Genomic DNA, 23,780 nt, shown 5'->3' on the forward strand with positions numbered 1-23,780 from the left:
ACAAGGGGGACAAGGGGGACAAGGGGGACAAGGGGGACAAGGGGGACAAGGGGGACAAGGGGGACAAGGGGGACAAGAAAGATTCGATCATCGCCGTTAGCGAAGCGGCGACCTTGGCGAAGTCGCCCGGAAGGGCTAGGAAAATCGCCCAAATATCAGTTTCCCAATCTAAAATCTAAAATCTAAAATCACCAATATGCTGACTGTTGCATTACCCAAAGGCGCACTTTTGACTGATACCATCCGTCTGCTGCAAGCAGTTGGACTCGACTTCAGCGGTTTCCTAGAACCGGGAATGCGTCAACTCCAGATTGAAAACCCTAGCGGTACGGCAAAAGCCCTGCTGGTACGGGCGCAAGATGTCCCAGTTTATGTTGAATACGGACAAGCCCAGCTGGGAATTGTCGGTTACGATGTTTTGCGGGAGAAACAACCTAAAGTGGCTCATTTGGCTGACCTCCAATTTGGTCGCTGTCGGATGTCCGTGGCCGTAAAATCTTCTAGTCCTTACCAGTCAGCGTTGGAATTGCCTCCTCACGGTAGGGTCGCCTCTAAATTTATTCACTGCGCCCGCGAATACTTTGGTAACCTGGATTTGCCTGTGGAAATTGTGCCCCTGTACGGTTCGGTGGAACTTGGGCCAATAACTGGAATGTCGGAAGCGATCGTAGACTTGGTATCAACTGGCAAAACTCTCAAAGAAAATGGCTTGGTAGAGATAGAGGTTCTGTTTGAAAGCACTGCCCGACTAATTGCCCATCCCCTGAGTTATCGCCTCAATATGGATAATCTGCACAGTTCGGTTGAACATCTGAGAGAAAAAACTCTCTCAGCAGTCTAATTTTTACCCGAATTGTTGTCAAACTTGTGGAAGTAATAAAACTAGGCAGTGTACTGCCCATTCTACCAACTTGACAAATCGGACAATAAAGATTATGTACTACAAATGGAATGCAGAAGATTACCACAAAAATTCTTCCGAACAGCTAAGATTGGCAAAAGAATTTATTGCCAAGCTTGGCTTGAAAGGAGATGAAAGGATTCTGGATATTGGCTGCGGAGATGGTAAGATTACTGCTGAGCTTGCCAGACTTGTACCGAATGGATCTGTTCTGGGAATTGACTGTTCTGAAGATATGGTCAACTTTGCAAGCAGCAAGTTTCCTCCTACGGATTTCCCTAATCTCCGATTCCAGCATGAAGATGCAAGAAATCTAAATTTTGAAAATGAATTCGATTCGATCGTCTCCTTTACTTGCCTTCATTGGATCGCTGACCACACGCCGGTGCTGGAAGGAATTAGGAAAAGCCTGAAGCCGGATGGTAAAATACAGCTTTTGTTTGTTGGCAAGCCAGAGAATGATACTGGCACGAGAGGATTTATAGAGAAAATGATTAGAATTGACAAATGGGGGAAGTACTTCGAGAAATTTATGAGTACGCCTTTTGGTCTGTACAAAGCAGATGAATATAAAGATTTGTTAGAATGTGCGGGCTTAAAATCTAACCGGGTAGAAGCCATAACCACAAATATGATGTTCGAGGGAAAAGAAGAATTTAAAGGGTTGATTCGGACTACGTGGCTTCCCCTTCTTGCCAGCTTACCAGAAGATCTACATCAAGAGCTTATTGATGTCATAACAGAAACATACATTGAGTGCATCCCTCTGGATAGAGAGGGTTTTTTGTATATGCCAATAGTGAAATTAGAAGTAGAAGCAAGAAAAAAAGTAGAGACATATCATTCATGACAAGTTCGTCGCCTCTGATAGAGACTATTGAAAGTAAACGATCGCGCAAAAGCGAAAGCGACTGGCGATTATTCCTGCGCCTAGTGCCTTACGCTCGCCAAAGCAGGCGTCTGCTGGCGCTGGCGATCGCATTATTGGTGCCGGTAGCTGTTTCTGCCGCTATTCAACCCATTTTGATCGGACAGGCGATCTCTTTAATTCGCCAAGAGAAGACAACGTTTGCTTTTCTCCAAAGTCGCCCTTTGTCAGAGGCGTTTAATATTCTGGTCATTTTATTGTTGCTAACTGTATCTCTACGGATGGTACTTGTTAGCACTCAATCATACGCAGTACAAAAGGTGGGTCAGGAGATCACCGCTGCTATTCGCAAGGATTTGTTCGATCGCGTTACTTCTTTAGCAGTGCGATTTTTCGACCGCACTCCTGTAGGAAAATTGATTACTCGTCTTACCAGCGATGTAGAAGCATTGGGGGATGTTTTTTCTACTGGTGCGATCGGTATTGTCAGCGATTTGTTTTCGATTGTGGTGATTGCAACTACCATGTTTTTGCTGCAATGGCAATTAGCTTTGATGTTAGTGCTAATGTTGGTGCCAGTAACCGCTGCGATCGTTTATTTCCAGCAACAGTACCGCAAAGCCAATTACAAAGCTAGGGAGGAACTTTCCGCCCTTAACGCCACTCTGCAAGAAAATATCATCGGGATTAATGTAGTGCAGTTGTTCCGCCGGGAACAGTTTAATTCAGAGTTATTTCGTACCATCAACAAGCGCTACATCGGCGAGGTAGACAGAACCATCTTTTACGACTCAGCTGTTTCTGCTACGCTGGAGTGGATTTCGCTGATTGCGATCGCAGGCGTCCTGGGTTTAGGTGGCTGGTTTGTCATGCAAAACAACTTCAGTTTTGGCATTTTATCCACCTTTATTCTATATGCCCAACGTCTTTTCGATCCCTTGCGCCAATTAGCTGAGAAATTCACCTCAATTCAAGCCGGTTTCACCGCCGTCGAACGCATTACTGACATCCTCAACGAACCAATCGAAATTCGCGATCCCGAACATCCCAAATCTCTACCGCCAGCAAGAGGAATCACTGGTGGAGAAATTCGTTTCGATCATGTATCTTTTGCCTACAAAGCCGATGAATACGTTCTCAAAGATTTGGATTTCACCATCCGACCGGGCGAAAAAGTAGCCTTGGTTGGCCCCACAGGTGCAGGTAAAAGCTCGATCATTCGTCTTTTGTGCCGTCTTTACGAACCCACTCAGGGTCGCATTCTTCTCGATGGAGTGGATGTTCGGGATTTGCCTCAAACAGAACTGCGCCGTTACATGGGAGTTATACTGCAAGATGGCTTTCTGTTTGCCGGTGATGTCAAAAGTAACATCACTTTGGGAGAAACCTACTCATTTGAGGAGATCCGCACTGCTGCGGAAAAAACGAATGTCGCCCACTTTATCGAACAGCTACCTCAAGGTTACGATACCCAGTTGCGGGAACGAGGCACCAATCTTTCTGGCGGTCAGAAACAACTACTAGCTTTTGCCCGTGCTGCTATCCGCAATCCTCGCATTTTAGTGTTGGATGAGGCAACTGCTAGCTTAGATGTGGGGACAGAAGTCTTGATTCAGGAAGCGTTGGAGCGTATGCTGGCAGAACGTACTGCGATTATTATCGCTCACAGACTCTCTACGATTCGCGATGTCGATCGCATTCTAGTACTGAAGCGGGGACAACTTGTAGAATCGGGTAGCCATGAAGAACTACTGCAACAAGAAGGACTTTATGCCAGTTTGTATAAGTTGCAGATGTTAGGAAATTAATCAATTTTAGATTTAAAATCTAAAATCTGAAATTCCCAATTTCCCAATAAGTTTTAACGCAAGTTGCTACTTATATAGTTGAGGCGGGTATTAGGTACGTTGTTGCGCTTTAGCGCTCTTATTACAACTGGGATAAGAGCGCTAAAGTGCAATAACATACCCAGAAAGCAAGCATTCGTGACAGGTTAAGAAAGTGGAACTTTTGTCAATGAGTGAATATGCTCAAAGCGGCTGTGAATAAAAATGAGAATATTCTCTGGTCGGGGAGAGGAAAAAGCCTAGCTGCTTCGTTCCTACGTAGAGACGAAGCAGGCTAACGGCTAAGTTGAGCGGCGGCTAGTATCCTTTGCATCCCCACCAAGATCTCTCGCTCGTCCGCTCCAACGTGTTGTTAGACCGGGCTTGCGCGATAAATTCACAACTTCTCTGCCGCTTTCCGCTTGCTGTTTTTGCAAATCAGCAAAGATTGCTTTCAAGTCATGGTTGAACGACCGGGAGTACTCTTCACGAATTCTGTGAATTTCTTCTACAATTTCATCCTGCAACATAATTAACCTTCGAGGAGTTCATAGGGTGTACAAAGAATCGGTAACTCGTATCCGAAATCAAGGCTGATCTCTGCCAATTTTCCCTGAATCTGAGCATTGGCAATGTGCTTGCAGTTCCATGTCAGCAAGTAATCCATTCCATGCACAGTAGCGGCGGCAATGTGAACAGCATCAACATCCGCTTTTGAGGGAAGATTACTGCGCTCCAAGAATTGTTCTGCTAAGTCAAGTACAGACTGGTTCAGTTCTAGTAACGGAAAATCACAAAGGATCTCTAGTCGTCGAGATGCCATTTCAGCGTCTCCTTGAGCTACTTCTTTTAGAACAGCTTGGGATGTGTAGAGGTCAAAGCCACTACGGCGTGTATCCCACCACTCTCGCGTTACTTCAGTATTTGCAACCAATACAAGATTCCTACTCGGTCGAGCAGTGAGATAGCCCAAAATGCTGGTTTCGATGTAGACTGTTTCACTCATAGGAAGTAGGCTGGGAGTCTCTCCATTTTAACCCAGCCCTTCGTTGATTACATTTATTCCGGTGCAGCGGGGTTGTTATACGGCGTTTCTGCAAATGACAAATACTCAGAAGGGCGTTGAAATCCACCAACGACTTGATCGATGTCCTGAGCGATCGCCAATAACTCCATTTCTTGCCATCGCTTCCCAACTATCTGCATTCCGATTGGCAAGCCATTTTGAGTTTTTCCAATAGGAATAACTACCGCTAGATGCCCCGTGAGATTAAATGGCACGACATAAGCACCCGATGCCGATGAATGTGAACCTCTTCCCCATTGAATAGAGACTGTCCACTCAACTTTGTCAGACCGCTCCAGCCGAATTGTTGGGCTGCTGTTGTTTGTCATACTGTTATGTAACTTAGGGCATTTCCATCTCATCTCTCAACATTTTTGCATACTGACTTCGTACCGTTTTTAGCCCTTCATCAGTTTCAATAACATCCAATTCTCGTTGCAAGATATACATTTCATTCCGCTGTTTGCGGTAAGATTTTGCTCTTTCTTGCACGGGAAACTTGGTTACTGCCGACTGAATAGCAACTGCAATTGCCCCAAAAACTCCAGTCAATATTTTCTGGGAGTTACCAGGAAGTAACCTGCCATCCTCTAATGTTCCTGTAACTGCTGTCAACAATGTAAAGACGATAGCAGCAACTGTAAGTCCAAGATCCCAACGTTGATAAAGTTTGCACTCATTACCGAATCGGTCTGAACAATGACCAAGCTCACGTTGCAAACCTTCTACATCTTTTTCTAATTCTTCACTCTCTGACATACCAAATCAACCCTCTATAAGCGTGTTTGAGTTTTTACGGAAAGTAATTTAATTGTTTGCTCCATTGTTTGGCGTAGTTTACTGCTTTTGCCACAGCTAATATCTAAACAGATTAGCCTGATATTCATAGACAACTTTGATGCACTGTCTCAGCCAAGATTTGAAGCAGCCCAACTTGTTATTAGGCTTCGTGATTTGATGCCTGAAATTCTGCGATCTTAGAGTATAAGCTTACTACTGACTCTTGGGCAAAAAGCTCATCCTTGAGTTTTAAGTAGTCTCCTTTTCCAATATTGCACGCTGCCCAAAACCGAGCGACAGCAGACGGTTCCATATTAGATAGCAGAATCTGCAACCCTTCTTGTAAGACTTCTTGTTCACTCTTAACCTGGATCATCGTTGCTTATCTCCAAAACAAAATCGACTAGATTTACTACTCTCATCGTTAACCCCGAACACCTATTGATAAGCCGCTTGTCGCAGGTAATGAAATAATCGCTGCCAATTGCTTCAGCACACGCAACATGCAACGCATCAATTGCTTTTAATCCATTTTGTTCCAATTCCTCGGCTCTCTGGCGGATAGCTTCATCAACCTCTTGCCTTAATCCAGCCAACTGAAGATATCGATTCATTGCCTCCTGTTTAATAGGATATGGATTACGGCTATTTTCATATTCCAGAACTGAGGAACTAATCAACTCAACCTCTTTTGCCTCGATCATCTGCAAGATGATAACTACAGCTTGTGATTCGAGGAAAATTTTGGGCTGAGTTTGATCATCAAATGGACGGTTGTAGGCACTGGTATCTAAATATACTCTTGTCATGCGATCGCTCGAAGCAAGACCATCTCATCCTATCTTGCTGCTTTGAGCATATTCACTCATTGACAAAAGTTCCACTTTCTTAACCTGTCAGGAATGGTACATGAGTGATATCGTCAAATTGTCTGTTGTCATCGTTGGTTAGATTTTTACCGCAGATGAAGACAGATTAACGCAGATAAGAATAAGAATAGGAATTTTTTAGGTGACCGATGCTACCGGACATGATATCATCCTCCAGCTGGACTAGCTTGCTGCAACAATTGCTCGATCGACAATCTCTATCATTTGACCAAGCGTCACAGTTGATGGAGGGATGGTTGAACGAAGCAATTGAACCCGTCTTATCGGGAGCGATTTTAGCCGCTATTCAAGCTAAAGGCGTTTCAGCTGAAGAATTGGCTGGGATGGCACAGGTGTTGCAGGCTCAATCTCTTGTGGAATATGGGAAAGAAGAGGATAAGGGAAGAAAGGTACAAGCTGAAGCTTCCCAATCCCCAATCCCAATCATCGATACCTGCGGTACTGGTGGAGATGGGGCATCGACCTTTAATATTTCTACTTCTGTGGCGTTTGTGGCGGCGGCGGCGGGTGTGCGAGTCGCAAAACATGGAAATCGATCGGCTTCAAGTCGGGTGGGTTCGGCGGATGTGCTGGAAGCCTTGGGCGTTAACTTAAATGCTGGGGCCGATCGCGTCCAGGCAGCCCTATCAGAAGTTGGCATTACCTTTTTATTTGCACCCGGTTGGCACCCAGCACTGAAGGTTGTAGCACCGTTGCGGCGTACTCTGAAAGTGCGGACGGTATTTAATTTATTGGGGCCACTCGTCAATCCGTTGCGACCCACAGGTCAAATCGTCGGGGTGTGCGAACCAAACTTGTTGGCAACTATCGCCCATGCTTTACTTAGCTTGGGTACGCAAAAAGCGATCGTCCTCCACGGACGGGAAAAACTGGATGAAGCCGGACTTGGAGATTGGACGGATTTGGCAGTACTCTCTGAAGGTGAAGTGCAGATATCTTCCCTCAATCCCCAAGAACTTGATTTGACACCAGCACCCATTGGGGCAATACGCGGCGGGGATGTGCAGGAAAATGCCGAGATTTTGCGAGAAGTTCTGCAAGGAAATGGAACTGAAGCGCAACATGATGTGGTAGCTTTAAATGCGGCATTAGCACTCCAGATTGGCGGTGCGATCGCGATGGGAGAACACGCCAAAGGGATTTCTATTGCTAAAGAGATTTTGCGTAGCGGTGCTGCTTGGTCGAAACTAGAGGAATTAGTTCAGTTCCTCAACTAGAATTTTAGATGCCCCCCGACCCCTCAATTTTGGGGGGCGAAAAGTCCTGTTACTCCAATTTGGGGAGTAAGCGGCGAAAAGCGTCAGTCCTGTTACCCCCAGATTTGGGGGGTTAGGGGGCGATTGCTTAAGTTCTATTTAATTGGCAAGATGGGAAATGCGATCGCATCACAACAAAAGCTATATTGATAAACTTTATCGACCTGGAGTGTCGTGTAATAATAGCATCGCTTCTAGTCTGTTAATAGAAAATTATGCCCCTCTTTGATGCTCAAGCGGCTTTGCTAGTGCTGGCGGATGGCACCGTTTTTCGCGGTTGGTCGTTCGGTGCGACGGGAACTACGATCGGGGAAGTGGTATTTAACACCGGCATGACTGGTTATCAGGAAGTGTTGACCGATCCCAGCTACTGCGGTCAGATTGTGACCTTTACCTATCCAGAACTGGGAAATACCGGCGTCAATCCAGAGGATGAAGAATCTTCTGGGCCCCAAGTGCGGGGTGCAATAGCACGCAACATCGCCAGCAGACCAAGCAACTGGCGCTCTACTCAATCTTTACCCGATTACCTCAAACAGCACAATATCCCAGGCATTTACGGCCTCGATACCCGCGCACTAACCCGCAAAATTCGCCAGTTTGGTGCAATGAACGGCGGGATTTCCACGGAAATTCTCGATCCGGCTGAGTTATTGGCACAGGTAAAAGCAGCGCCTAGCATGGCAGGATTAAATTTGGTGCGAGAAGTAACAACTCGCAAGATGTACGAATGGTCAGATCCCACCGCATCTGTTTGGGAGTTTAGCCCCACCGCTCAATCGGCTCAAGAGGAACGCCTCACTGTTGTAGCCATTGATTTTGGCGTCAAACGCAATATTCTGCGCCGTCTGGCGAGTTACGGTTGTCGAGTCATCGTTGTCCCGGCAAACACTTCTTCAGAAGAGATCCTTAAATATAACCCGGACGGAATTTTTCTCTCTAATGGCCCAGGCGACCCGTCAGCCGTTACTGAAGGCATCGAAACTACCAAGGCGCTGTTAAGTTCCCAAAAACCAGTATTCGGTATTTGTATGGGGCACCAGATTCTCGGTCTTTCTCTGGGTGCGGAAACTTTCAAGCTAAAATTTGGGCATCGCGGCTTAAATCAGCCAGCCGGTCTGCGCCAAAAGATTGAGATTACCAGTCAAAACCACAGTTTTGCGATCGATCCCGATAGCCTCTCGGATGACGAAGTGGAAATTACTCACCTCAATCTGAACGATCGCACTTTAGCCGGATTGCGTCACAAATCCCTGCCTGTCTTCTCCGTACAGTATCACCCAGAAGCTAGCCCCGGCCCCCACGACGCCGATTACCTGTTTGAGCAATTTGTCCAAGCTATGCGAAAAGCAGGGGCTAAAAGCTAGGGGCTAGGGACTAGGGAAGAGGGAGTGGGGGAGTAGGGGAGTGGGAGAGTGGGGGAATTATTATGTACATTTTCTCCCGCTCTCCCCCTCCTCTTCTCCCTCTCTCCCGTTCTCCCGCTCTCCCCCTCCTCTTCTCCCCTCTTCCCTAGCCCCTTGTAGACAATTACCCAGAAAATATATATACTAGAGCCTCGACTTAAGGACTATGTTGTAGCTAGGAGGGTGTTATTCCTGAGCCATTAACTTTGACCGTTAGCCTTAGAGGCACTCGCGATGTCAAGGAAAAATACCAGCTATTTCGCCTCACCGGCTTATTAGACGCTTTTTCGGAGCCAACTTTCCGAAAAAATATCGGTAAGTGTATCGACGAAGGCCCAAAAAATATTATTTTGGATCTTTCTCAAATCGATTTTGTCGATAGCTCTGGATTGGGCGCTTTAGTGCAGCTAGCCAAGCAGGCTCAAGGTGCTGAGGGTTCTTTGCAAATCGTCAGCAATGCCCGCGTGACGCAGACTGTCAAGCTGGTGCGCTTGGAAAAGTTTCTGTCTTTGCAGCCTTCGGTTGATGCTGCTCTAGAAAAATACAAATAAGTTGGGTAAGCGCTTTGCGATCGCGCTATCCGGTTTAAGCTCTGGATAGCCTTTTTATCATGGCAATACGTCCCTATGCGAGATGACCGGAGACAGTCTGTGACTGACACAGCAAAGTGCTGAGTGGTGAGTGCTGAGTGCTGAGTACAAACACAGTGGCTTCCTTACTTTGATAGCTCTCTAGTGTCTTAACATATCTGACTGTGACTGACACTTTCTGATAGAATAAGGTGCAAATGTTCGATCTGCCGCTCTCAGGCTCATGCTCGCCCGCAGAAATACAGCGACTTTCACCAGTTGCTTTGGCCTATCTGGGAGATGCCGTGTACGAACTATATATCAGGAGCCGTTATCTCCTGCCACCCAAGCGAATAGAAAGTTATCATCGTCAAGTGGTGGCGATGGTGCGAGCAGAAAGTCAGGCGCGACTGCTGCGATCGCTGGAACCCCAACTTACTGACACAGAATTGGCAATTTTACGACGAGGACGCAACGCCGCTTCAGGAGGCCCTAAGCGAGTGTCTCCTGAAATATATCAACAGGCAACAAGTTTAGAAACATTGATGGGATATTTGTATCTAACCGATCCCGAACGACTGACTCAGCTATTAGCACAATTAGAACTTGACCCCCAAAAGGAATAATTGGAAATTGTTCTCTAGATAGCTGTAAAAGCAATTAGTACGCTAGTAAATTAAAACCATAAGGCTGACGAGCTGAAACTTCAAAAAAACATGGCTCCTAGAAATCGTAATCCTGAAGCTCAGAACCAGCCAAATCGGGGCGGATCTATAAAACCCAGGATCAAGCCGAGAGTTGTTAAACCCCTTCGCCTTGCGAAAGGTGTAGCTCGGTTACCCGAACCGGGCGAAGCAAAAAATGCTGGTATAGAAACCACCGAAGAAACAGATACGATCTACGGTCGCCAAACCGTGCTGGCGGCTTTGGCAAATCAGCGTTCTCTGAACCGAATTTGGATATTGCCGCACTTACGTTACGATCCCCGCTTTCACACTTTATTACAACAGGCAAAGGGTAACGGCACCGTAATTGATGAGGTAGAGCCGCAGCGCTTAGACCAAATTACTCAGCGTGGCAATCATCAAGGTATAGCAGCGCAAGTAGCACCTTTTACATACACGGAACTAAAAGATCTGATTTCACAAGCAAAATCGGTTTCCGATCAGCCCGTCCTAGTAGCATTGGATAGCATCACCGATCCGCAAAATCTTGGCTCGATTATTCGTACCGCCGAAGCTTTGGGAGCCCAAGGGTTGGTGATGCCGCAACGACGAGCTGTGGGGATCACCTCTACTGTAATGAAAGTAGCGTCAGGCGCTTTAGAAAATTTTCCAGTGGCGAGGGTTGTCAATCTCAGTCGCGCTTTGGAAGAATTGAAGGAGGCTGGGTTCTGGATTTACGGCGCAGCGGCAAATGCTCCTCAGTCGCTGCATACCATTGAAAAATTTGATAGACCTACAGTGGTGGCGATCGGCTCTGAAGGTGAAGGGCTCAGTCTCCTGACACAACGTCACTGCGATTTTCTTGTATCTATTCCACTCCAAGGAAAAACTTCCAGCCTGAATGCCTCAGTAGCAGCAGCAATGGCGCTGTATGAAATTTTCCGGCGGCGTTGGTCAGATAAACCGCAGCGGGTATGGTCAAAACCAGTTGATGTGGATTGAAAAAAGATCTTTTGAAAAAGGAAAGGTAAGAGAGTATAAAGAAATGTAAATAAAAGCCAAATTACAGACCGCATCCGATCGCATAAGAGAGGTAGAGGCCATGAAAGAAATCTTGATTAACATTCTCAATTTTTTGGGTTTGGCTTGGTGGGTAGAGATTGTGACACAGAACCCACACTGTACCTACTATTTTGGCCCATTTCTAACCGCTAAAGATGCGGAAGCCCAAAAGGGTGGCTACCTTGAAGACTTGGAAATAGAAGGCGCTCAAGTCGCTGCTGTTTTCATCAAATGCTGCAAGCCAGTAAAGCTGACTATCGACGAGGAATCGGGAGAGAAGATTGACCCCCAGGCATCGCCAACTTTTAGCAGTTAGACGTAGCAACTTTTAAGGTGTAAGGCGTCAAGCTTGCTGAAATTTGTTTTGGCTTAGTTTCCGCCCTGTCTGGGTAGGTCGATCGGATGGGGATATGCGATCGCTTCAGGATGACTTTCAAGAAAGCGATCGATATCTCTGAGTACCTGTTCGGGAATTTCCCACGGGAGGAGATGGGCGGTGTTGGGGTAACATTCCCACTGACAATTTTTCAGGTGACGAGCCGTTTCCAAACTCGATTCAGCTGTAATGTGGCGATCGGCTGCTCCAGCTAGCATTAGACAAGGGCATTCAATCTGGGATAGGTGTTCGAGTCGGTTGTACCCAGATCTAAGAGCTGTCATCAGGGCGCGATCGGCAGCTGGTGAGGTTCGCATATATGCTGAAATGGCATCAGAAGCGATGTACCGATAAGCACCGGGAGTATGTTGCCCAATGAGGTAGCGAAAGAGCGATCGCTTCCCAAAAGTATCAATATTCCATTGCCAACCAGGTTGCACTCCGTTAATAATAGCAGCTAACCCAGTGTATAAATTATCCTGCCAACTGATAGGCGGATGGCTACCGCGAGGCCGAGCGGCTGTCGCAATTAAAATTAAACCGCTGACTCGCTCTGGACATCTGAGTGCCAATTCCATAGCCAAAATTCCTCCCAGCGACCATCCCAATATTAAGCAGCGATCGATGTGAAGGCGGTCTATAAGGGCTTCCAAGTCTGTCAAATGGTCGCCCATATCAAAATCGTCATTTGCCCGACTGTTGCCATATCCGCGCAAGTCGGGGGCTATAGTTTGGAACCGCTGGGAGAGGTGTTGGGTGAAAACGGACATACTGCTGCCCGAACCGGGATGTCCGTGCAGACAGAGGATCGGGAAGCCTTGTCCCTGGATGTGGACGTGGAGATGAGCAGCTGGGGAAGAAGGTTGAGGCATATAGGAGGGGGGGAGTGGGAGAGTGGGGGAGTGGGGGAGCGGTTAGTTGAGTAATTTTTTTTCTTCTTCCCCAGTCCCTAGCCCATTTTTTCTTTTGACTTTTGACTTTTGACTTTTGACTTTTGACTTTTGACTTTTCTAGCCCCTATCTTTCCCGATATCCGCCTGCATATTCAATCACGCACATCGTGCGGTAGCGAGTATGAGGCCCACAGGCAACCCCAACGACTCGGAAAGCGGGGTTAAAGATGTTGGTTCTGTGACCGCGATTGGGAACCCCATCATCAATGATTAACTGCATGACGACTTGTTGGGCTGTGTTGGGGCCATAACTGATATTTTCGCCTGTAGTGATTTGCCAGGAACCGTAGCGGTTGACCCGCGTGGAGGGGTTGCTGCGATCGGTTCCATCGTGACCTATGGCACCTTTGGGCCCTTGGTCTCTGACGTGATCTCTAGCAGCCAAAGACATACCTCTGGATGGCGTCAAAGTTGGTCTGGGACGGGTTGATTTTAAGAACCGAATCGCCTCATCGACAGGTTTTACCCCTTCCTGTGTTTGCAAAAACAGGTTAGCGGAGAGTCTGACTCGGTTTCCTTGAAAGCCCTTTTTCCAATTTTCCAGTGTGGCAGCATAAGCAGGGGGATTTGCTCGCGCCCGGTTAGTTTCTGCTATTATCCCTCTCTCCAAAGCTGAAAGATAATTTGTTTGTGCCGAGGGAGTCGATCTTCTTTGAGCAAGTGGAGTTGGTGCGGTATTACGATTATTATTTGCTTGAGATTGGTTAGATGGAAGGATTGAACACGAGAATGTGGCTAGTAGCGTAATAGGGACAATAGCTAAAAATCTGAGTAACTGCATTTTTATTACCTAATGAAGCAACAAATACATAACTAAATAGATGCTAGTATATTCCCATATTATCATACTGCCATAAGCGGTGCAATTGCTCTCTAATTTGTTTTAATCTTGATACATGATTTGGGCGATCGGGCCGACTGGGACAAATGAAGTTGTTAGCCCGATCGCACACAATTTAATTAGACCTATAATTTGCCTCACGACTTGCTTACACGAGCCAATATGTTTTCCATATCGGATAGTTGGACAGCACCTGAAAATATCTCGCCATTCATCACAAAAAAGGGTGTGCCAGAAAGCCCCAATCTTTCAGCTAGCTGCATATCTTTCTGAATTGCGGTATCGGCAAGATTTCTGTCGCGATCGAACTTGTCTAAATCCAGATTCATGTTCTGGGCAATATCCAAATATAATGCTTCACCTAATTTGTCTTGCTGTGTAAATAGGGCATCGTGGTACTCCCAGAATTTGCCCTGTTGACCCGCAGCCCAAGCAGCTTTTGCAGCAGACATGGCTTCAGGATGAATTGAGATTAGGGGGAAATGCTTGTAAACCAGTGTGACTTCATCCTGATGTTTTGCTATGAACTGTTTCAGGGTTGTATTAGCTTTGGAACAATAGGGACATTCAAAGTCTGAGAACTCTAGCAGCACAATTTTTGGCTCAGATGCACCAGTGGTGGGAGATTCGCCAATCACTGCTTTAGGATTGGTTTTTATCTGCTCCACAAATGCCTGCCGTGTTTGCTGTATTTGCTTTTGTTGTTGCTCCTGGTATGCTTGTACAGATTCCAGAATTACTTCTGGGTGTTGGCGGAGAATCTGCAAGACTTGTTCTTCCAATTGTGGGCTAATTCGGCTGGCTGCTTGCGCGGGAACTGACCAACAGAACATTGCCAAACATAACATTAATAGTGCTGCTAATCTCAATGCTTTATTAGCAAGTTTTAGAAAATTGGTCATGGCGCTCTCCCAAAAAAGAATCTCACGCATTTATCATCTCATAGATCGGGAAAATGAAAGTTTTGGGGGCGAGCGATTCTCTTAGCCCCTTCGGTGCGGCTGCGCCAAGGTCGCTGCTACGCGATCGCAGCTTACTTTACTGGGTGGTAAGTGCGATCGCGTAGCTGACCAACAGCAGATCGCTCGAAACTTTATTTTCTAAACCTAGCTAATAGTTCATCGCGAGATAATTGCAGCAACAACGAGGTAAACTCTTCTGGTGGCAACTCTAACAAAGGATTGACGATTCCCCTGAGTTCCTCATCCAATGTATCAAAGCGAACCATGAGTAGATTTTCTACAACTACGCGCTGCCCTTGCTGCATTCCTTCCTGTATTCCTTGCTGCATTCCTTCCTGTATTCCTTGCTGCATTCCTTGCTGCATTCCTTCCTGTATTCCTTGCTGCATTCCTTCCTGTACGGCGGCATCTAGCCGTTCTAAATAAAGTGGCGATAATTGCATAATTAACTCCCTGTCTTCTTCATCTAAATTTTGATTTGCATCTAAAATGACGCGCAGGTTATATAATAACTCTAGCGCATTTACTCGAAATTGATTACCCTCTGGCAGCGCCGTCAATTCATTGATAGCTTGTTTTTGTACTGTTCCCTTACCTAGAATTCTCAGCCAGAGTGTTTCTGGGGTACGGGGTAACTGATGAATCGCTACTATTGCTGTTTTGAAATTTTCTGAGAATAAATAAACTCCTGGTGGGCAGTTTTCTCGCTCTGGAATTACCCCAAAGCCATCTAATAAAAGTGGTGATGCTGTGGGAGTGAGAATCCATAATTTGGGTAAGTCAGATTCGTTGATGCGAGTATTTTCTCGTTTTGCCTGACGTTCTAAATCAGCATGAACGTCAAACAGTTTGCTCATACAACTGCGAATTTGGCTGGCGGTTACTGCGTTGCGGAATGGTTCAAATATTGAGGTAGTGGTAGCAAATCGCCCTAGTAATCCCAAGGTTTGCGTGTGAACCGTTGGTGTTGATGATGGTGTAAACCATACATCAATCTCTCTCACTTCTCCAGCCACATTGCGACTGGTTTCTACTTGTCCTAATGGGGTTAATAATTCTTTGAGGTAGTCTTTGGCAAATTGGTCGTGGGGAAAGCGGGTCATACCATTTTAGATTTTAGATTTTAGATTGCCAGATGTGGGGTGGGAGATAAAAGATAGTAAGGATTTTGATAATTTAATTACCTAAATATCAATAATAGCATAGAGCGATCGCTTATGTCAAAGAAACCCGGTTTTTTAGGAAAACCGGGTTTCGGAAGAAGTAGGCGATCGCACCTTTTTTTTACCTATAATCCCAATCGAAAAGCTGACAGTGCGATCGCATTTAATATTAGCGTTACCCTTCGATACCAACGGGTATTGGTTGCACGGATACGATCGGGATTGTTTCTGAAATGGACAGCGTATAAGCTGAAAGATGCAAATATTCGCACACTGGTTGGTGCAGCAATATATCAAAGACAATTTCTCGCATTTCGCTTGATAGTTGCCCTAATCCCGTGATGGGAAAACTGCGATTTCCCATTTCTGTTTTTTGAGTTAATACTGAGTAGTCAAAAAGATTGATACTTATTGCTTTTCGCTCGAATTTATTAATACGTAACAGAATATGTTCTGTCAATTCTATGCCTGTTGCTTGCACCCCAGGTTCAAAGGATATTGTGAGGGTGTCGCTGAGTTCATCGTATTTTATATTTGGCTTGTTCATAGAGTTAACCTATCGCTTTTTGATAGGCTGTAACGATATAGTTATTTGGTACTGGTTGACCGTCTTTACCTTGAGTATATCGACAGAGAACAATTGCGACAATATGGGTATTGTTTTGTTCTAAATCGTCAAACGCCATGATATAGCGGTATTTTTGTGGGTTTAAGGAATCCTGAGTACGACGACCGTAGCGAATCGTTTGCTGGAGGTTTTCTTCGCAACCTGCCATTTCTGGATGATTTTCTGGGTCGATAATGTGTTCCCAGCGCTCCTCGGTAAAATATATATTATTGCCATAGCGATCGCGAACTATCCAGCGCTTACTAACCTCCATAATATTTTTTATGCTTGTAGTTAAGAAACTTATAAATTTTATCAATTATACCATGAAAACCATTCTAAGTGCGCTCGCTCTTTTTCCGATCAGTACAAAAAAGAGCGATCGCACCTACAGGAATAAAAAAGATTATTAAGAAAATCACCCCTAATTCTATCTGCTAAACCTAGCTAATAGTTCATCGCGAGATAATTGCAACAACAATCGAGTGAACTCTTCTGGTGTTAATTTTAGCAATGGCTCAATAATTGCCTTTAGTTCATCATCCAAGTTACCAAAGCGAATCCTCAATAGGTTTTCCACAACAAGGCGTTCTCCTTGTTGAATTCCTTGTTGAATTCCTGACTGTAAAGCTGTATCGAGTCTTTCTAAATAAAGTGGTGATAATTCCATGATTAACTCCCTGTCTTCTGGCTCTAAATTTTGATTGGTTTCTAGAATGACGCGCAGGTTATACAATAACTCTAGCGCATTTACTCGTAATGGGTTATCTGCTGGTAGTGCCGTCAATTCGTTAATCGCGTTTTTTTGCACTGTTCCCTTACCCAGAATTCTCAGCCATAGTTCGCACTCAATTTTCTTGGCTGCCAAATAAATGTTCTAATATGCGTTGATTTTCTGTGCGAATCCCTCTAATTTCATTCATAATCGCTTCAAAATTGCGTTGGCTTACTTCATGATTGCGCTGATGGATTTCTACGACTTGCACCAATGAATTGACAGTAGCACGCAGTTCGCCGATCGCTGCTCTTTCTGCTTCTATTTGCGATCGTAATTCAGAGATAGCGGCTGAGTTTGCTTGTATTTGCGTTGCATTGGCTTCTATAGAAGCTTCAATTCTGTCTAGTCTATCGGTCATAGTTAATTCGCAGATTCCTTTAAAGCTGTTCCCAATCATCGCGCTCAATTTTAGCTTGTCGCAATATTCTGGCTAAAAGATTGGTGCTGATGTCACCTTGATGAGGATTTGGGATTGTGATTCGGAGGGTATCTTTTAACATGAATTGGTGCTTTTTACCGGAATAGGGGCCGTCAAATCCCAGTTGTTTCAAATAATGAATTAAATCCTGGCGTTTAATTGGGCCTAAAGGTGGCATCAGGCAGCTTCCTTGCTAATAGTTAGATCGATTCCATCAATTAGCGGTAAGGGAAGGTTTAGAGTAAGACTGAGTAAAATCCAATCTTCCAAAACTTCCTGTAATTCCTCTCGACAGGCATCAAGAGTTGCAGCATTGGCGTAGACTCCTTCACAGATGGGTATTTCTCCGTAGAAAGTGCCATCGTCGGGCAAAATTTCATACTTCGCTTGCCGCATCGCCGCTTGGATGTATTTGGTTAACATTTCTTATTCTGGCGTGGATAAGTCTAGTTTATTTGATTATAAGATGTGGCGATCGCACCCACCAAAGAAACCGGGTTTCTGCGGAAGTTGGCGATCGCACTTTTTCTCATCAGCACAAAAAAAGAGCGATATGCCTCCGGTATCCTTTGCGATTGCAGTTTACTTTGTTGGTTGATAAGTGCGATCGCAGCCATTGAAAATAGTGCGATCGCATTCAGAATATTGGGTGCAATTCCACTTTTAGTTCACATTGCCCGCGCACGTTACTATTGTCCCTCCCCAAAGACAACTCATAAAAAAACCATCTTTATTAGTAGGATCAGCGCAAACTTGTCTAGTCTAATTAACGCCGGATCATCTAAACAACCCTCTGGTCTTTGAGGCATCTGTGGCTGTGGTTGTGGTTGCTTAACAGGGACGCCACTAGAGGTGTCGCAAAAAAATCCCCGTGCAGCGGCGTTCTGACCTTGACTAGATTGAGAAAATGTGGTAATTCCGAGAGCGATCGCTCCGGCTGTGACAAATGGCGTCAGTGATGGCAGTTTCATGGTATTGTTAATCTCCCAAGAGACACAATCAGGGAAGAAAAAGGGATTCATTGCCAGCGATATAATCGCTGGCAATGAATCCCGCGTAAAATTTTACAATTTTGTAACAATGGTAAAACTTTATACTGGTTTAAACTAAGGGAAAGTGCCGATGCGCTTTTTGAGAATAGTTATTTTGATTAGTGAGTAAGTATTGAACTGGTAGATCTGATTCCATTTCGTCATTTTTTCCGATAAAATTGGACATTATGCTCCGATGCCCCTGATGAAGCAGGAAGTAAACTTCAAGCGGTGTCTGGTTTATACTATGATGTTCCGCTTTGTGTCAGTTTTATGTAGCAGAACCATATACTTATAGATCGAGCTTTAAGTGAAACAGAGGTCTTGAGGTAACTGCATGGCATCCATCCGCGAGTTGCACCAACAACTCATCAGCAAAGAACGCTCTGCTGTAGAGATCGCGAAAGAAGCGTTAGAGCGCATTCAGGCGCTAGAACCGAAATTGCACAGTTTTTTGTGCCTAACAGCAGAAAAAGCCATAGAACAGGCTCTGGCGGTGGATGCCAAAATCGCCGCCGGTGAAGAAATCGGCCTGCTGGCAGGCATTCCCATTGCCATCAAGGACAATATGTGTACTAAAGGGATTCGCACCACTTGCGGTTCGCGGATTCTGGAAAATTTCGTGCCTCCATACGAGTCAACCGTGACGCAGAAACTGGCGGATGCGGGTGCGGTGATGGTTGGCAAAACGAATATGGATGAGTTTGCGATGGGGAGTTCCACGGAAACTTCTGCCTATCAAATCACGGCTAACCCTTGGGACTTGTCACGGGTGCCGGGTGGCTCATCGGGTGGTTCGGCAGCGGCTGTAGCAGCGGAAGAATGCGTTGTGGCTCTCGGTTCCGATACGGGGGGTTCGATTCGTCAACCGGCGTCTTTTTGTGGGGTGGTGGGGCTCAAACCGACTTATGGGTTGGTTTCGCGGTTTGGATTGGTAGCTTACGCTTCTTCCCTGGATCAAATTGGGCCGTTTGGACGATCGGTAGAGGATACGGCGATTTTGTTGGGTGCGATCGCAGGTTACGACTCCAAAGATTCTACCAGCTTGAAAGTTGATATCCCAGATTATGCCAAAGCGCTCCGACCCAACTTCAAAAGCAGAGGCGTTCTGAGAATTGGCATTATCAAAGAAACTTTTGGTCAAGGGATAGAACCCGCAGTCGAAAAAGCAGTTACAAAAGCGATCGAAGTTCTGCAAGAATTAGGTGCGGAAATTCATGTCATCTCTTGTCCCCGATTCCGCTACGGTTTGCCCACATACTACATCATCGCGCCCTCGGAAGCATCTGCCAATTTGGCTCGTTACGATGGGGTAAAGTATGGCATCCGCGATGAAAGTGCCACAACGCTTTTATCAATGTATACCCAGACTCGCGCTGCCGGTTTTGGGACGGAAGTCAAGCGGAGAATCATGCTGGGAACTTACGCTTTATCAGCTGGGTATTACGATGCCTATTATCTCAAAGCACAAAAAGTCCGCACGTTGATCAAACAAGACTTCGAGAGTGCTTTTGAAAAAGTTGATATATTAGTATGTCCGACTGCTCCCACGACGGCATTTAAAGCAGGGGAAAAAACAGAAGATCCGCTGAGTATGTATTTGTCAGATTTGATGACAATACCAGTAAATTTAGCTGGGTTACCTGGATTGAATATACCATGCGGTTTCGATGAGAAAGGACTGCCGATCGGGATGCAATTGATCGGCAATCTTTTGCGAGAAGATCAGTTGTTTCAAGTGGCTTATGGTTACGAGCAATCAACTTATTGGCATCGCCAAAAGCCTCACTTGGATTGAGATCCGATCGGAAAAATCCGATTTGCTACGCAACGCTGTCCGAACGGTATAACTGGAGTTTATTAGTCTAAACTCCAGTTGTTACGAGTCGCCTTAAAAATTTGATTATTAATTATAGGACTTACGCAAAACTGCTTGGCATACTCTAGCTGTAGGGGTAATTCATGAATTACCCCTACAGCCATAAGCTGCTGTGCATCTAATTTTTCGGAGTTCTGTGGTAAAGTGGTGGCAGTGGATAAAAGTATTGAATGGAAAACGAAGGCACGGCTACCTTTTACAGAGGGGGTAGCAATTTTGAAGCTAGACCCTACGAAGTTAGAATAGATCCGGAAACAAATTATTTTAAGCCAACACATGGAATATCGATTCATCAAGATGCCGATCGCGTTAGGCGTTTTGGAGGAGCGTATAAGATCTTGTTCTTACCAGATACATTAAAAATTGTGCAAAGAGGACGGGATCGCAGCGATCGCGAGATTGTGCCTAAATATGCAAATTTGCTCACCTACCAACAATACCAAGAAGAGTTAAAAAAAATACAAGCCGTTATAGAGGAATCGTGATATGGAAACCGCGCCCAAACTGACGTTTAAATATGGCTGGGACGAAAGAGACGAGGTAGAAACGCCAATGAAAGGACATAGAAGCGATGGGATCGTCCGCTGTAGGGATGGCAAAACCTATTCTGTCTATTTTTACGACCCCATCCGCTTACAACAAGATTTAGATGGGGAGGTGGAGTTGGGTTCTCCTTTTTTGGCTCCACCAGGGTTGATTGTTTTACCAGAGTTAACGCGACCTGCGATGGAAAATGCGATCGCGCAATTGTGGAAGCAGGGATATTTTGATGCGTTGAAGCCGTTAGCCGAAGCGGAAGAGTCATATCATGTCCGGTTGCATCGGTAGCGTAAGCGTGATGCGAGAAATTGTCTGTTGAAATCGAGGGTTAAATTTTTACCACAGATGAAGACAGATGAACACAGATGAACACAGATAAGAGAGTTATTTTTTTTAGACAACCGATGCAACCGGACATGATATCACATCCGGTGGCTGTGATGTATAGCAAAGTGCTGAGTTCTGAGTCCTGATGGGGGAGTGGGGATTCTCTCCCCCACTCCCCCACTCCATTCTTTACTTTTGACTTTTGACTTTTGACTTTTGACTTTCTAGCCCCTCCCCAGAAGCATTTACCAAGGTCACCAGGGGGCCTGTTTGCTCCTGTCCGTTCACAGCTAAATCGCTGTGACACAAATAAACTCTTTCTCCCGCACGACTGAGCAAATCTCGTAAAATCCGTCGCAACCGTTCCTCACCCGCTTCTATTTCATCTTCCGCTGTCCAAGGTTGTCCAAACCGATGCTGGAGAAATAACGGAGAACCGAATAAGGTCGCTGCGCCGCCGCTTAGCCACAGAGGGGAACCAGCATCCAGCCAAAATTGCCAGCGATGAAAACGACGACTGGAACGATATTGGAAGATGTTTGCGATCGTAACAGCTTGAGCGGCTAGACCAAACGATCGCACAGGATAAGGGTTAGCCGTAACTGTACCGTAACGCAGCATCTGAATAAATCGACCGACGGTAGTATAAGATGGGGTATCGGTTTGCTCGCTCTTTCGCAGCCGCACATCAATTTCCCAATAGTGTTGGGCGGTTTCCTGCAATTCTCGCAAAGCGGCTATGCGATCGAAGGGAAGATGGCTGTCATTCCATAAAAAGTGCTGAATTGCTCTATCCAGGATGTAAACAGGGCTGGGAATAAGATGCTGTTGTTGTTGCGATCGCTGTTCTTCTAACCACTGTACAATCTCTTCATAACCTTTGGTAGCCTCATATCCCAATCGATCCCAGCGAGGAAATGTCTTGGCAGGTAGTAAACTGGGTAGTTCTGGATTTGGAGCATAGCAATAGTCTGCCAACAAACCGGCTCGCACTGGGTCTATCCCATTTTGGATTTTGGATTTTGGATTTTGGATGAGAGAATCTTCCCATTCCTGATTGTCTGTTCCTGCGGACGACTGACTTAGTACCACCAGCATTTCGGCAATCGCATCTCTGTCGATCAGACGCCCCAATCCCGGATAAACTAAGCCTAGAAGCGTCAGCAATGCCCGAATGATCGGTGAACTGGATAACGGGCGCTGGTGGTTAAGCGATTCGACTGCTATGCCCTGGCTGTTGAGAATTTCGATAATGCTGTAGCGTGCGATCGCATCCAACCCCGGTGCAATCACTGCTATTTCTTGCGGTTGCACTTCTCCTGACTGTATCGCCAAGCTAATAGTCTGGGCTGTTTGTCGCAGTAGTTGCGATCGCGATACCGTTTGAATCGACAGCACTGGTTCTGGCAAGCTCGACAATAACGTCGGGTCACTAAGTGCTTCCACCAACAACGTTCCCCAATCGGTTTCCAAACAGGCGATCGGTCGGCTTGTGAAGCCTTCTAGGCGGCAACGAGACGCCAAACCCTCCATATAATCCGGGTCAGCCCCCAGTCCTTGCCGCACGCCACCTTCAGGATTATACGTAAAAGCGCCGATCGCGCCTTTGTCAAGCATAAAGTCAAACAAATCCCGTGCGATCGCCGGATAATCGTCCACATCATCCGCCAGCACCAACCGATACCTACGAGTTAAATGTTGCTGATAAGTTACATCTGGCAACAAATAACGCCAATATAGTTCGGTAATAATCCCATAAGTCAGCAATCCCCGCTCCAGACACCATTCCCGCCAGCGCAGCAGCATCTGTCCCAGTGCTGAGTGCTGAGTGCTGAGTAAAGAATCCCCCACTCCCCCACTCTCCCACTCCCCCACTCTCCCCCTCTCCCCCTCTCCCCCTCTCCCCCTCCCCCCCTCTCCCCCTCCCCCACTCTCCCTCTCTCCCGCCAAACCCTGTTCTAAAATTTCAGGTATGTCCTCTGGCGGCGTTCCGCTCAAACCGGCTAATAACAGCAAATCTAGCGCTCTACGCACCAATCGATACTCATTTACCCCCATTTGTTGCCAAATTCCCTGCTCTAGATCCGAACTCCAAAGCTGAGTTGCCAATTCCTGTTCGGTTTCGGGACGCAGGCGCACTGGGAATTGTGCCTTCAAATTCAACCGCTGAATTAACAGGGGCCAAAACAAAATGACTTCATTCTCAAAAAAAGCTAGAGGTGTGGTTGTGTAAACCGGCATATTGGGTATCGCCGCCGAGATACTATTCGCCAATACGATGCGATTATCCCCATTAGCCGCAAACACTAAAGCTGCCGATGCTATTTGCTTAGAACTTAACCGACTGGCACCAGTCTGGGCAACTCCTCGCCGCCGACGTGGAAAATCTGGCCCAAGAGTATCGGCCCGATCGAATCCCATCTGCACCCACGTGCAAAACTGCTCGATCAAACGAGTAGTCTTGCCACTGCGACTGGCGCTTGCGATCCAAATAGACTCAGACACTACCGTCCGTCCTCCGGTTAATTTGCTATCATACCACGTACACTCAACTTTCCAACTTTTGCAAATCTGCATTAACTCAGAAGCAAAAGGGATTTTTCTCCTATACCACTA

General features: G+C 46.0%; 30 protein-coding genes and 1 pseudogene. 12 read left to right on the top strand and 19 right to left on the bottom strand.

From position 1 onward, the window contains the following. Positions 1–196: 196 nt before the first annotated feature. From hisG to LAY57_RS25020, 3 genes are all read left to right on the top strand, one after another. The gene (gene hisG / locus LAY57_RS25010) at positions 197–841 is read left to right on the top strand and encodes an ATP phosphoribosyltransferase (RefSeq protein ID WP_249069820.1); all 645 of its coding nucleotides are present in this window, start codon (positions 197–199) and stop codon (positions 839–841) included. Positions 842–935: 94 nt separating this feature from the next. Then, positions 936–1,751, top strand: coding sequence for a class I SAM-dependent methyltransferase (locus LAY57_RS25015; RefSeq protein ID WP_249069821.1), 816 nt, complete (start codon positions 936–938; stop codon positions 1,749–1,751). Continuing rightward, on the top strand, positions 1,748–3,577 hold the full coding sequence (locus tag LAY57_RS25020) for an ABC transporter ATP-binding protein (RefSeq protein ID WP_249069822.1): 1,830 nt from the start codon (positions 1,748–1,750) through the stop codon (positions 3,575–3,577). The genes LAY57_RS25015 and LAY57_RS25020 overlap by 4 nt, the downstream gene beginning before the upstream one ends. 320 nt (positions 3,578–3,897) lie before the next feature. On the opposite strand, the gene LAY57_RS25025 is transcribed toward LAY57_RS25020, so the two are convergent. The 6 genes from LAY57_RS25025 to LAY57_RS25050 form a co-directional block, all read right to left on the bottom strand. After that, positions 3,898–4,125: a hypothetical protein gene (locus LAY57_RS25025; protein ID WP_249069823.1), complete on the bottom strand. Its 228-nt coding sequence runs from the start codon at positions 4,123–4,125 to the stop codon at positions 3,898–3,900. A 2-nt stretch (positions 4,126–4,127) separates the two neighbouring features. Then, positions 4,128–4,601: a type II toxin-antitoxin system VapC family toxin gene (locus LAY57_RS25030; RefSeq protein WP_249069824.1), complete on the bottom strand. Its 474-nt coding sequence runs from the start codon at positions 4,599–4,601 to the stop codon at positions 4,128–4,130. Between the two features lie 53 nt (positions 4,602–4,654). Then, positions 4,655–4,990 (bottom strand): amidase family protein, encoded by a 336-nt coding sequence (locus tag LAY57_RS25035; protein ID WP_249069825.1) that lies wholly within the window; start codon positions 4,988–4,990, stop codon positions 4,655–4,657. Between the two features lie 13 nt (positions 4,991–5,003). Then, positions 5,004–5,420 carry a hypothetical protein gene (locus tag LAY57_RS25040; protein WP_249069826.1) on the bottom strand — a complete coding sequence of 139 codons (417 nt, stop codon included), beginning with the start codon at positions 5,418–5,420 and terminating at the stop codon, positions 5,004–5,006. A gap of 181 nt (positions 5,421–5,601) precedes the next feature. Then, on the bottom strand, positions 5,602–5,817 hold the full coding sequence (locus LAY57_RS25045; protein ID WP_249069827.1) for a hypothetical protein: 216 nt from the start codon (positions 5,815–5,817) through the stop codon (positions 5,602–5,604). Then, the gene (locus LAY57_RS25050) at positions 5,804–6,250 is read right to left on the bottom strand and encodes a PIN domain-containing protein (protein ID WP_249069828.1); all 447 of its coding nucleotides are present in this window, start codon (positions 6,248–6,250) and stop codon (positions 5,804–5,806) included. Before LAY57_RS25050 ends, LAY57_RS25045 begins: the two co-directional genes overlap by 14 nt. A gap of 221 nt (positions 6,251–6,471) precedes the next feature. Here LAY57_RS25050 and trpD point away from each other — a divergent pair, with 221 nt between their 5' ends. From trpD to LAY57_RS25080, 6 genes are all read left to right on the top strand, one after another. After that, positions 6,472–7,548 carry an anthranilate phosphoribosyltransferase gene (gene trpD / locus LAY57_RS25055; protein WP_249069829.1) on the top strand — a complete coding sequence of 359 codons (1,077 nt, stop codon included), beginning with the start codon at positions 6,472–6,474 and terminating at the stop codon, positions 7,546–7,548. A gap of 254 nt (positions 7,549–7,802) precedes the next feature. Then, a complete protein-coding gene (gene carA / locus LAY57_RS25060) occupies positions 7,803–8,954 on the top strand; it encodes a glutamine-hydrolyzing carbamoyl-phosphate synthase small subunit (RefSeq protein WP_249069830.1) in 1,152 nt (383 codons plus the stop codon). A 245-nt stretch (positions 8,955–9,199) separates the two neighbouring features. Then, positions 9,200–9,544: an STAS domain-containing protein gene (locus LAY57_RS25065; RefSeq protein WP_249069831.1), complete on the top strand. Its 345-nt coding sequence runs from the start codon at positions 9,200–9,202 to the stop codon at positions 9,542–9,544. 236 nt (positions 9,545–9,780) lie between these two features. Then, entirely contained in the window at positions 9,781–10,188 is a 408-nt protein-coding gene (locus LAY57_RS25070; protein ID WP_249069832.1) for a Mini-ribonuclease 3, read from the top strand. Positions 10,189–10,278: 90 nt separating this feature from the next. Then, a complete protein-coding gene (gene rlmB, locus LAY57_RS25075; protein WP_249069833.1) occupies positions 10,279–11,229 on the top strand; it encodes a 23S rRNA (guanosine(2251)-2'-O)-methyltransferase RlmB in 951 nt (316 codons plus the stop codon). Between the two features lie 100 nt (positions 11,230–11,329). Continuing rightward, complete coding sequence (locus tag LAY57_RS25080) at positions 11,330–11,605, top strand: DUF1816 domain-containing protein (RefSeq protein ID WP_249069834.1); 276 nt, start codon at positions 11,330–11,332, stop codon at positions 11,603–11,605. A 53-nt stretch (positions 11,606–11,658) separates the two neighbouring features. Here the strand turns inward: LAY57_RS25080 and LAY57_RS25085 are convergent, their stop codons facing one another. The 12 genes and pseudogenes from LAY57_RS25085 to LAY57_RS25140 all read right to left on the bottom strand — a co-directional run bounded on the left by LAY57_RS25085 (position 11,659) and on the right by LAY57_RS25140 (position 18,358). Next, entirely contained in the window at positions 11,659–12,537 is an 879-nt protein-coding gene (locus tag LAY57_RS25085) for an alpha/beta fold hydrolase (protein ID WP_249069835.1), read from the bottom strand. Between the two features lie 145 nt (positions 12,538–12,682). Beyond that, complete coding sequence (locus LAY57_RS25090; protein WP_249069836.1) at positions 12,683–13,399, bottom strand: CAP domain-containing protein; 717 nt, start codon at positions 13,397–13,399, stop codon at positions 12,683–12,685. 197 nt (positions 13,400–13,596) lie between these two features. Continuing rightward, positions 13,597–14,361, bottom strand: coding sequence for a DsbA family protein (locus LAY57_RS25095; protein ID WP_249069837.1), 765 nt, complete (start codon positions 14,359–14,361; stop codon positions 13,597–13,599). Positions 14,362–14,552: 191 nt separating this feature from the next. Next, complete coding sequence (locus tag LAY57_RS25100) at positions 14,553–15,524, bottom strand: FliH/SctL family protein (protein WP_249069838.1); 972 nt, start codon at positions 15,522–15,524, stop codon at positions 14,553–14,555. 235 nt (positions 15,525–15,759) lie between these two features. Continuing rightward, a complete protein-coding gene (locus tag LAY57_RS25105) occupies positions 15,760–16,131 on the bottom strand; it encodes a DUF2283 domain-containing protein (protein WP_249069839.1) in 372 nt (123 codons plus the stop codon). 4 nt (positions 16,132–16,135) lie between these two features. Next, positions 16,136–16,465 carry a hypothetical protein gene (locus LAY57_RS25110; RefSeq protein ID WP_249069840.1) on the bottom strand — a complete coding sequence of 110 codons (330 nt, stop codon included), beginning with the start codon at positions 16,463–16,465 and terminating at the stop codon, positions 16,136–16,138. A gap of 156 nt (positions 16,466–16,621) precedes the next feature. Continuing rightward, positions 16,622–17,032, bottom strand: a pseudogene (locus tag LAY57_RS25115) (hypothetical protein); the annotation flags it as partial. A gap of 7 nt (positions 17,033–17,039) precedes the next feature. After that, a complete protein-coding gene (locus LAY57_RS25120; RefSeq protein ID WP_249069841.1) occupies positions 17,040–17,327 on the bottom strand; it encodes a hypothetical protein in 288 nt (95 codons plus the stop codon). Positions 17,328–17,346: 19 nt separating this feature from the next. Then, complete coding sequence (locus tag LAY57_RS25125; RefSeq protein WP_249069842.1) at positions 17,347–17,565, bottom strand: type II toxin-antitoxin system HicA family toxin; 219 nt, start codon at positions 17,563–17,565, stop codon at positions 17,347–17,349. Beyond that, positions 17,565–17,810, bottom strand: coding sequence for a type II toxin-antitoxin system HicB family antitoxin (locus LAY57_RS25130; protein WP_249069843.1), 246 nt, complete (start codon positions 17,808–17,810; stop codon positions 17,565–17,567). The genes LAY57_RS25125 and LAY57_RS25130 overlap by 1 nt, the downstream gene beginning before the upstream one ends. A 23-nt stretch (positions 17,811–17,833) precedes the next feature. Further along, positions 17,834–18,004 carry a hypothetical protein gene (locus LAY57_RS25135; protein WP_249069844.1) on the bottom strand — a complete coding sequence of 57 codons (171 nt, stop codon included), beginning with the start codon at positions 18,002–18,004 and terminating at the stop codon, positions 17,834–17,836. Between the two features lie 96 nt (positions 18,005–18,100). Next, a complete protein-coding gene (locus LAY57_RS25140) occupies positions 18,101–18,358 on the bottom strand; it encodes a hypothetical protein (protein ID WP_249069845.1) in 258 nt (85 codons plus the stop codon). Between the two features lie 397 nt (positions 18,359–18,755). Between LAY57_RS25140 and gatA the strand changes: the two genes are divergently transcribed. From gatA to LAY57_RS25155, 3 genes are all read left to right on the top strand, one after another. Continuing rightward, positions 18,756–20,216, top strand: a complete 1,461-nt coding sequence (gene gatA / locus LAY57_RS25145; protein WP_249069846.1) for an Asp-tRNA(Asn)/Glu-tRNA(Gln) amidotransferase subunit GatA — start codon at positions 18,756–18,758, stop codon at positions 20,214–20,216. A 251-nt stretch (positions 20,217–20,467) separates the two neighbouring features. Next, a complete protein-coding gene (locus LAY57_RS25150; RefSeq protein ID WP_249069847.1) occupies positions 20,468–20,782 on the top strand; it encodes a hypothetical protein in 315 nt (104 codons plus the stop codon). Position 20,783: 1 nt separating this feature from the next. Beyond that, a complete protein-coding gene (locus LAY57_RS25155) occupies positions 20,784–21,125 on the top strand; it encodes a hypothetical protein (RefSeq protein WP_249069848.1) in 342 nt (113 codons plus the stop codon). Between the two features lie 228 nt (positions 21,126–21,353). On the opposite strand, the gene LAY57_RS25160 is transcribed toward LAY57_RS25155, so the two are convergent. Continuing rightward, a complete protein-coding gene (locus tag LAY57_RS25160) occupies positions 21,354–23,669 on the bottom strand; it encodes a recombinase family protein (protein WP_249069849.1) in 2,316 nt (771 codons plus the stop codon). Positions 23,670–23,780: the final 111 nt, after the last annotated feature.

Origin of the sequence: Argonema antarcticum A004/B2 (genome assembly GCF_023333585.1) — a bacterium.
GTDB classification, from domain to species: Bacteria; Cyanobacteriota; Cyanobacteriia; order Cyanobacteriales; family Aerosakkonemataceae; genus Argonema; species Argonema antarcticum.

What these genes read in the sequence shown, in the direction of transcription:
- hisG (WP_249069820.1), top strand. Translation starts at nt 197, where the DNA reads ATGCTGACTGTTGCATTACCCAAAGGCGCACTTTTGACTGATACCATC.
- LAY57_RS25015 (WP_249069821.1), top strand. Translation starts at nt 936, where the DNA reads ATGTACTACAAATGGAATGCAGAAGATTACCACAAAAATTCTTCCGAA.
- LAY57_RS25020 (WP_249069822.1), top strand. Translation starts at nt 1,748, where the DNA reads ATGACAAGTTCGTCGCCTCTGATAGAGACTATTGAAAGTAAACGATCG.
- LAY57_RS25025 (WP_249069823.1), bottom strand. Translation starts at nt 4,125, where the DNA reads ATGTTGCAGGATGAAATTGTAGAAGAAATTCACAGAATTCGTGAAGAG.
- LAY57_RS25030 (WP_249069824.1), bottom strand. Translation starts at nt 4,601, where the DNA reads ATGAGTGAAACAGTCTACATCGAAACCAGCATTTTGGGCTATCTCACT.
- LAY57_RS25035 (WP_249069825.1), bottom strand. Translation starts at nt 4,990, where the DNA reads ATGACAAACAACAGCAGCCCAACAATTCGGCTGGAGCGGTCTGACAAA.
- LAY57_RS25040 (WP_249069826.1), bottom strand. Translation starts at nt 5,420, where the DNA reads ATGTCAGAGAGTGAAGAATTAGAAAAAGATGTAGAAGGTTTGCAACGT.
- LAY57_RS25045 (WP_249069827.1), bottom strand. Translation starts at nt 5,817, where the DNA reads ATGATCCAGGTTAAGAGTGAACAAGAAGTCTTACAAGAAGGGTTGCAG.
- LAY57_RS25050 (WP_249069828.1), bottom strand. Translation starts at nt 6,250, where the DNA reads ATGACAAGAGTATATTTAGATACCAGTGCCTACAACCGTCCATTTGAT.
- trpD (WP_249069829.1), top strand. Translation starts at nt 6,472, where the DNA reads ATGATATCATCCTCCAGCTGGACTAGCTTGCTGCAACAATTGCTCGAT.
- carA (WP_249069830.1), top strand. Translation starts at nt 7,803, where the DNA reads ATGCCCCTCTTTGATGCTCAAGCGGCTTTGCTAGTGCTGGCGGATGGC.
- LAY57_RS25070 (WP_249069832.1), top strand. Translation starts at nt 9,781, where the DNA reads ATGTTCGATCTGCCGCTCTCAGGCTCATGCTCGCCCGCAGAAATACAG.
- rlmB (WP_249069833.1), top strand. Translation starts at nt 10,279, where the DNA reads ATGGCTCCTAGAAATCGTAATCCTGAAGCTCAGAACCAGCCAAATCGG.
- LAY57_RS25080 (WP_249069834.1), top strand. Translation starts at nt 11,330, where the DNA reads ATGAAAGAAATCTTGATTAACATTCTCAATTTTTTGGGTTTGGCTTGG.
- LAY57_RS25085 (WP_249069835.1), bottom strand. Translation starts at nt 12,537, where the DNA reads ATGCCTCAACCTTCTTCCCCAGCTGCTCATCTCCACGTCCACATCCAG.
- LAY57_RS25090 (WP_249069836.1), bottom strand. Translation starts at nt 13,399, where the DNA reads ATGCAGTTACTCAGATTTTTAGCTATTGTCCCTATTACGCTACTAGCC.
- LAY57_RS25095 (WP_249069837.1), bottom strand. Translation starts at nt 14,361, where the DNA reads ATGACCAATTTTCTAAAACTTGCTAATAAAGCATTGAGATTAGCAGCA.
- LAY57_RS25100 (WP_249069838.1), bottom strand. Translation starts at nt 15,524, where the DNA reads ATGACCCGCTTTCCCCACGACCAATTTGCCAAAGACTACCTCAAAGAA.
- LAY57_RS25105 (WP_249069839.1), bottom strand. Translation starts at nt 16,131, where the DNA reads ATGAACAAGCCAAATATAAAATACGATGAACTCAGCGACACCCTCACA.
- LAY57_RS25110 (WP_249069840.1), bottom strand. Translation starts at nt 16,465, where the DNA reads ATGGAGGTTAGTAAGCGCTGGATAGTTCGCGATCGCTATGGCAATAAT.
- LAY57_RS25120 (WP_249069841.1), bottom strand. Translation starts at nt 17,327, where the DNA reads ATGACCGATAGACTAGACAGAATTGAAGCTTCTATAGAAGCCAATGCA.
- LAY57_RS25125 (WP_249069842.1), bottom strand. Translation starts at nt 17,565, where the DNA reads ATGCCACCTTTAGGCCCAATTAAACGCCAGGATTTAATTCATTATTTG.
- LAY57_RS25130 (WP_249069843.1), bottom strand. Translation starts at nt 17,810, where the DNA reads ATGTTAACCAAATACATCCAAGCGGCGATGCGGCAAGCGAAGTATGAA.
- LAY57_RS25135 (WP_249069844.1), bottom strand. Translation starts at nt 18,004, where the DNA reads ATGGCTGCGATCGCACTTATCAACCAACAAAGTAAACTGCAATCGCAA.
- LAY57_RS25140 (WP_249069845.1), bottom strand. Translation starts at nt 18,358, where the DNA reads ATGAAACTGCCATCACTGACGCCATTTGTCACAGCCGGAGCGATCGCT.
- gatA (WP_249069846.1), top strand. Translation starts at nt 18,756, where the DNA reads ATGGCATCCATCCGCGAGTTGCACCAACAACTCATCAGCAAAGAACGC.
- LAY57_RS25150 (WP_249069847.1), top strand. Translation starts at nt 20,468, where the DNA reads ATGGAAAACGAAGGCACGGCTACCTTTTACAGAGGGGGTAGCAATTTT.
- LAY57_RS25155 (WP_249069848.1), top strand. Translation starts at nt 20,784, where the DNA reads ATGGAAACCGCGCCCAAACTGACGTTTAAATATGGCTGGGACGAAAGA.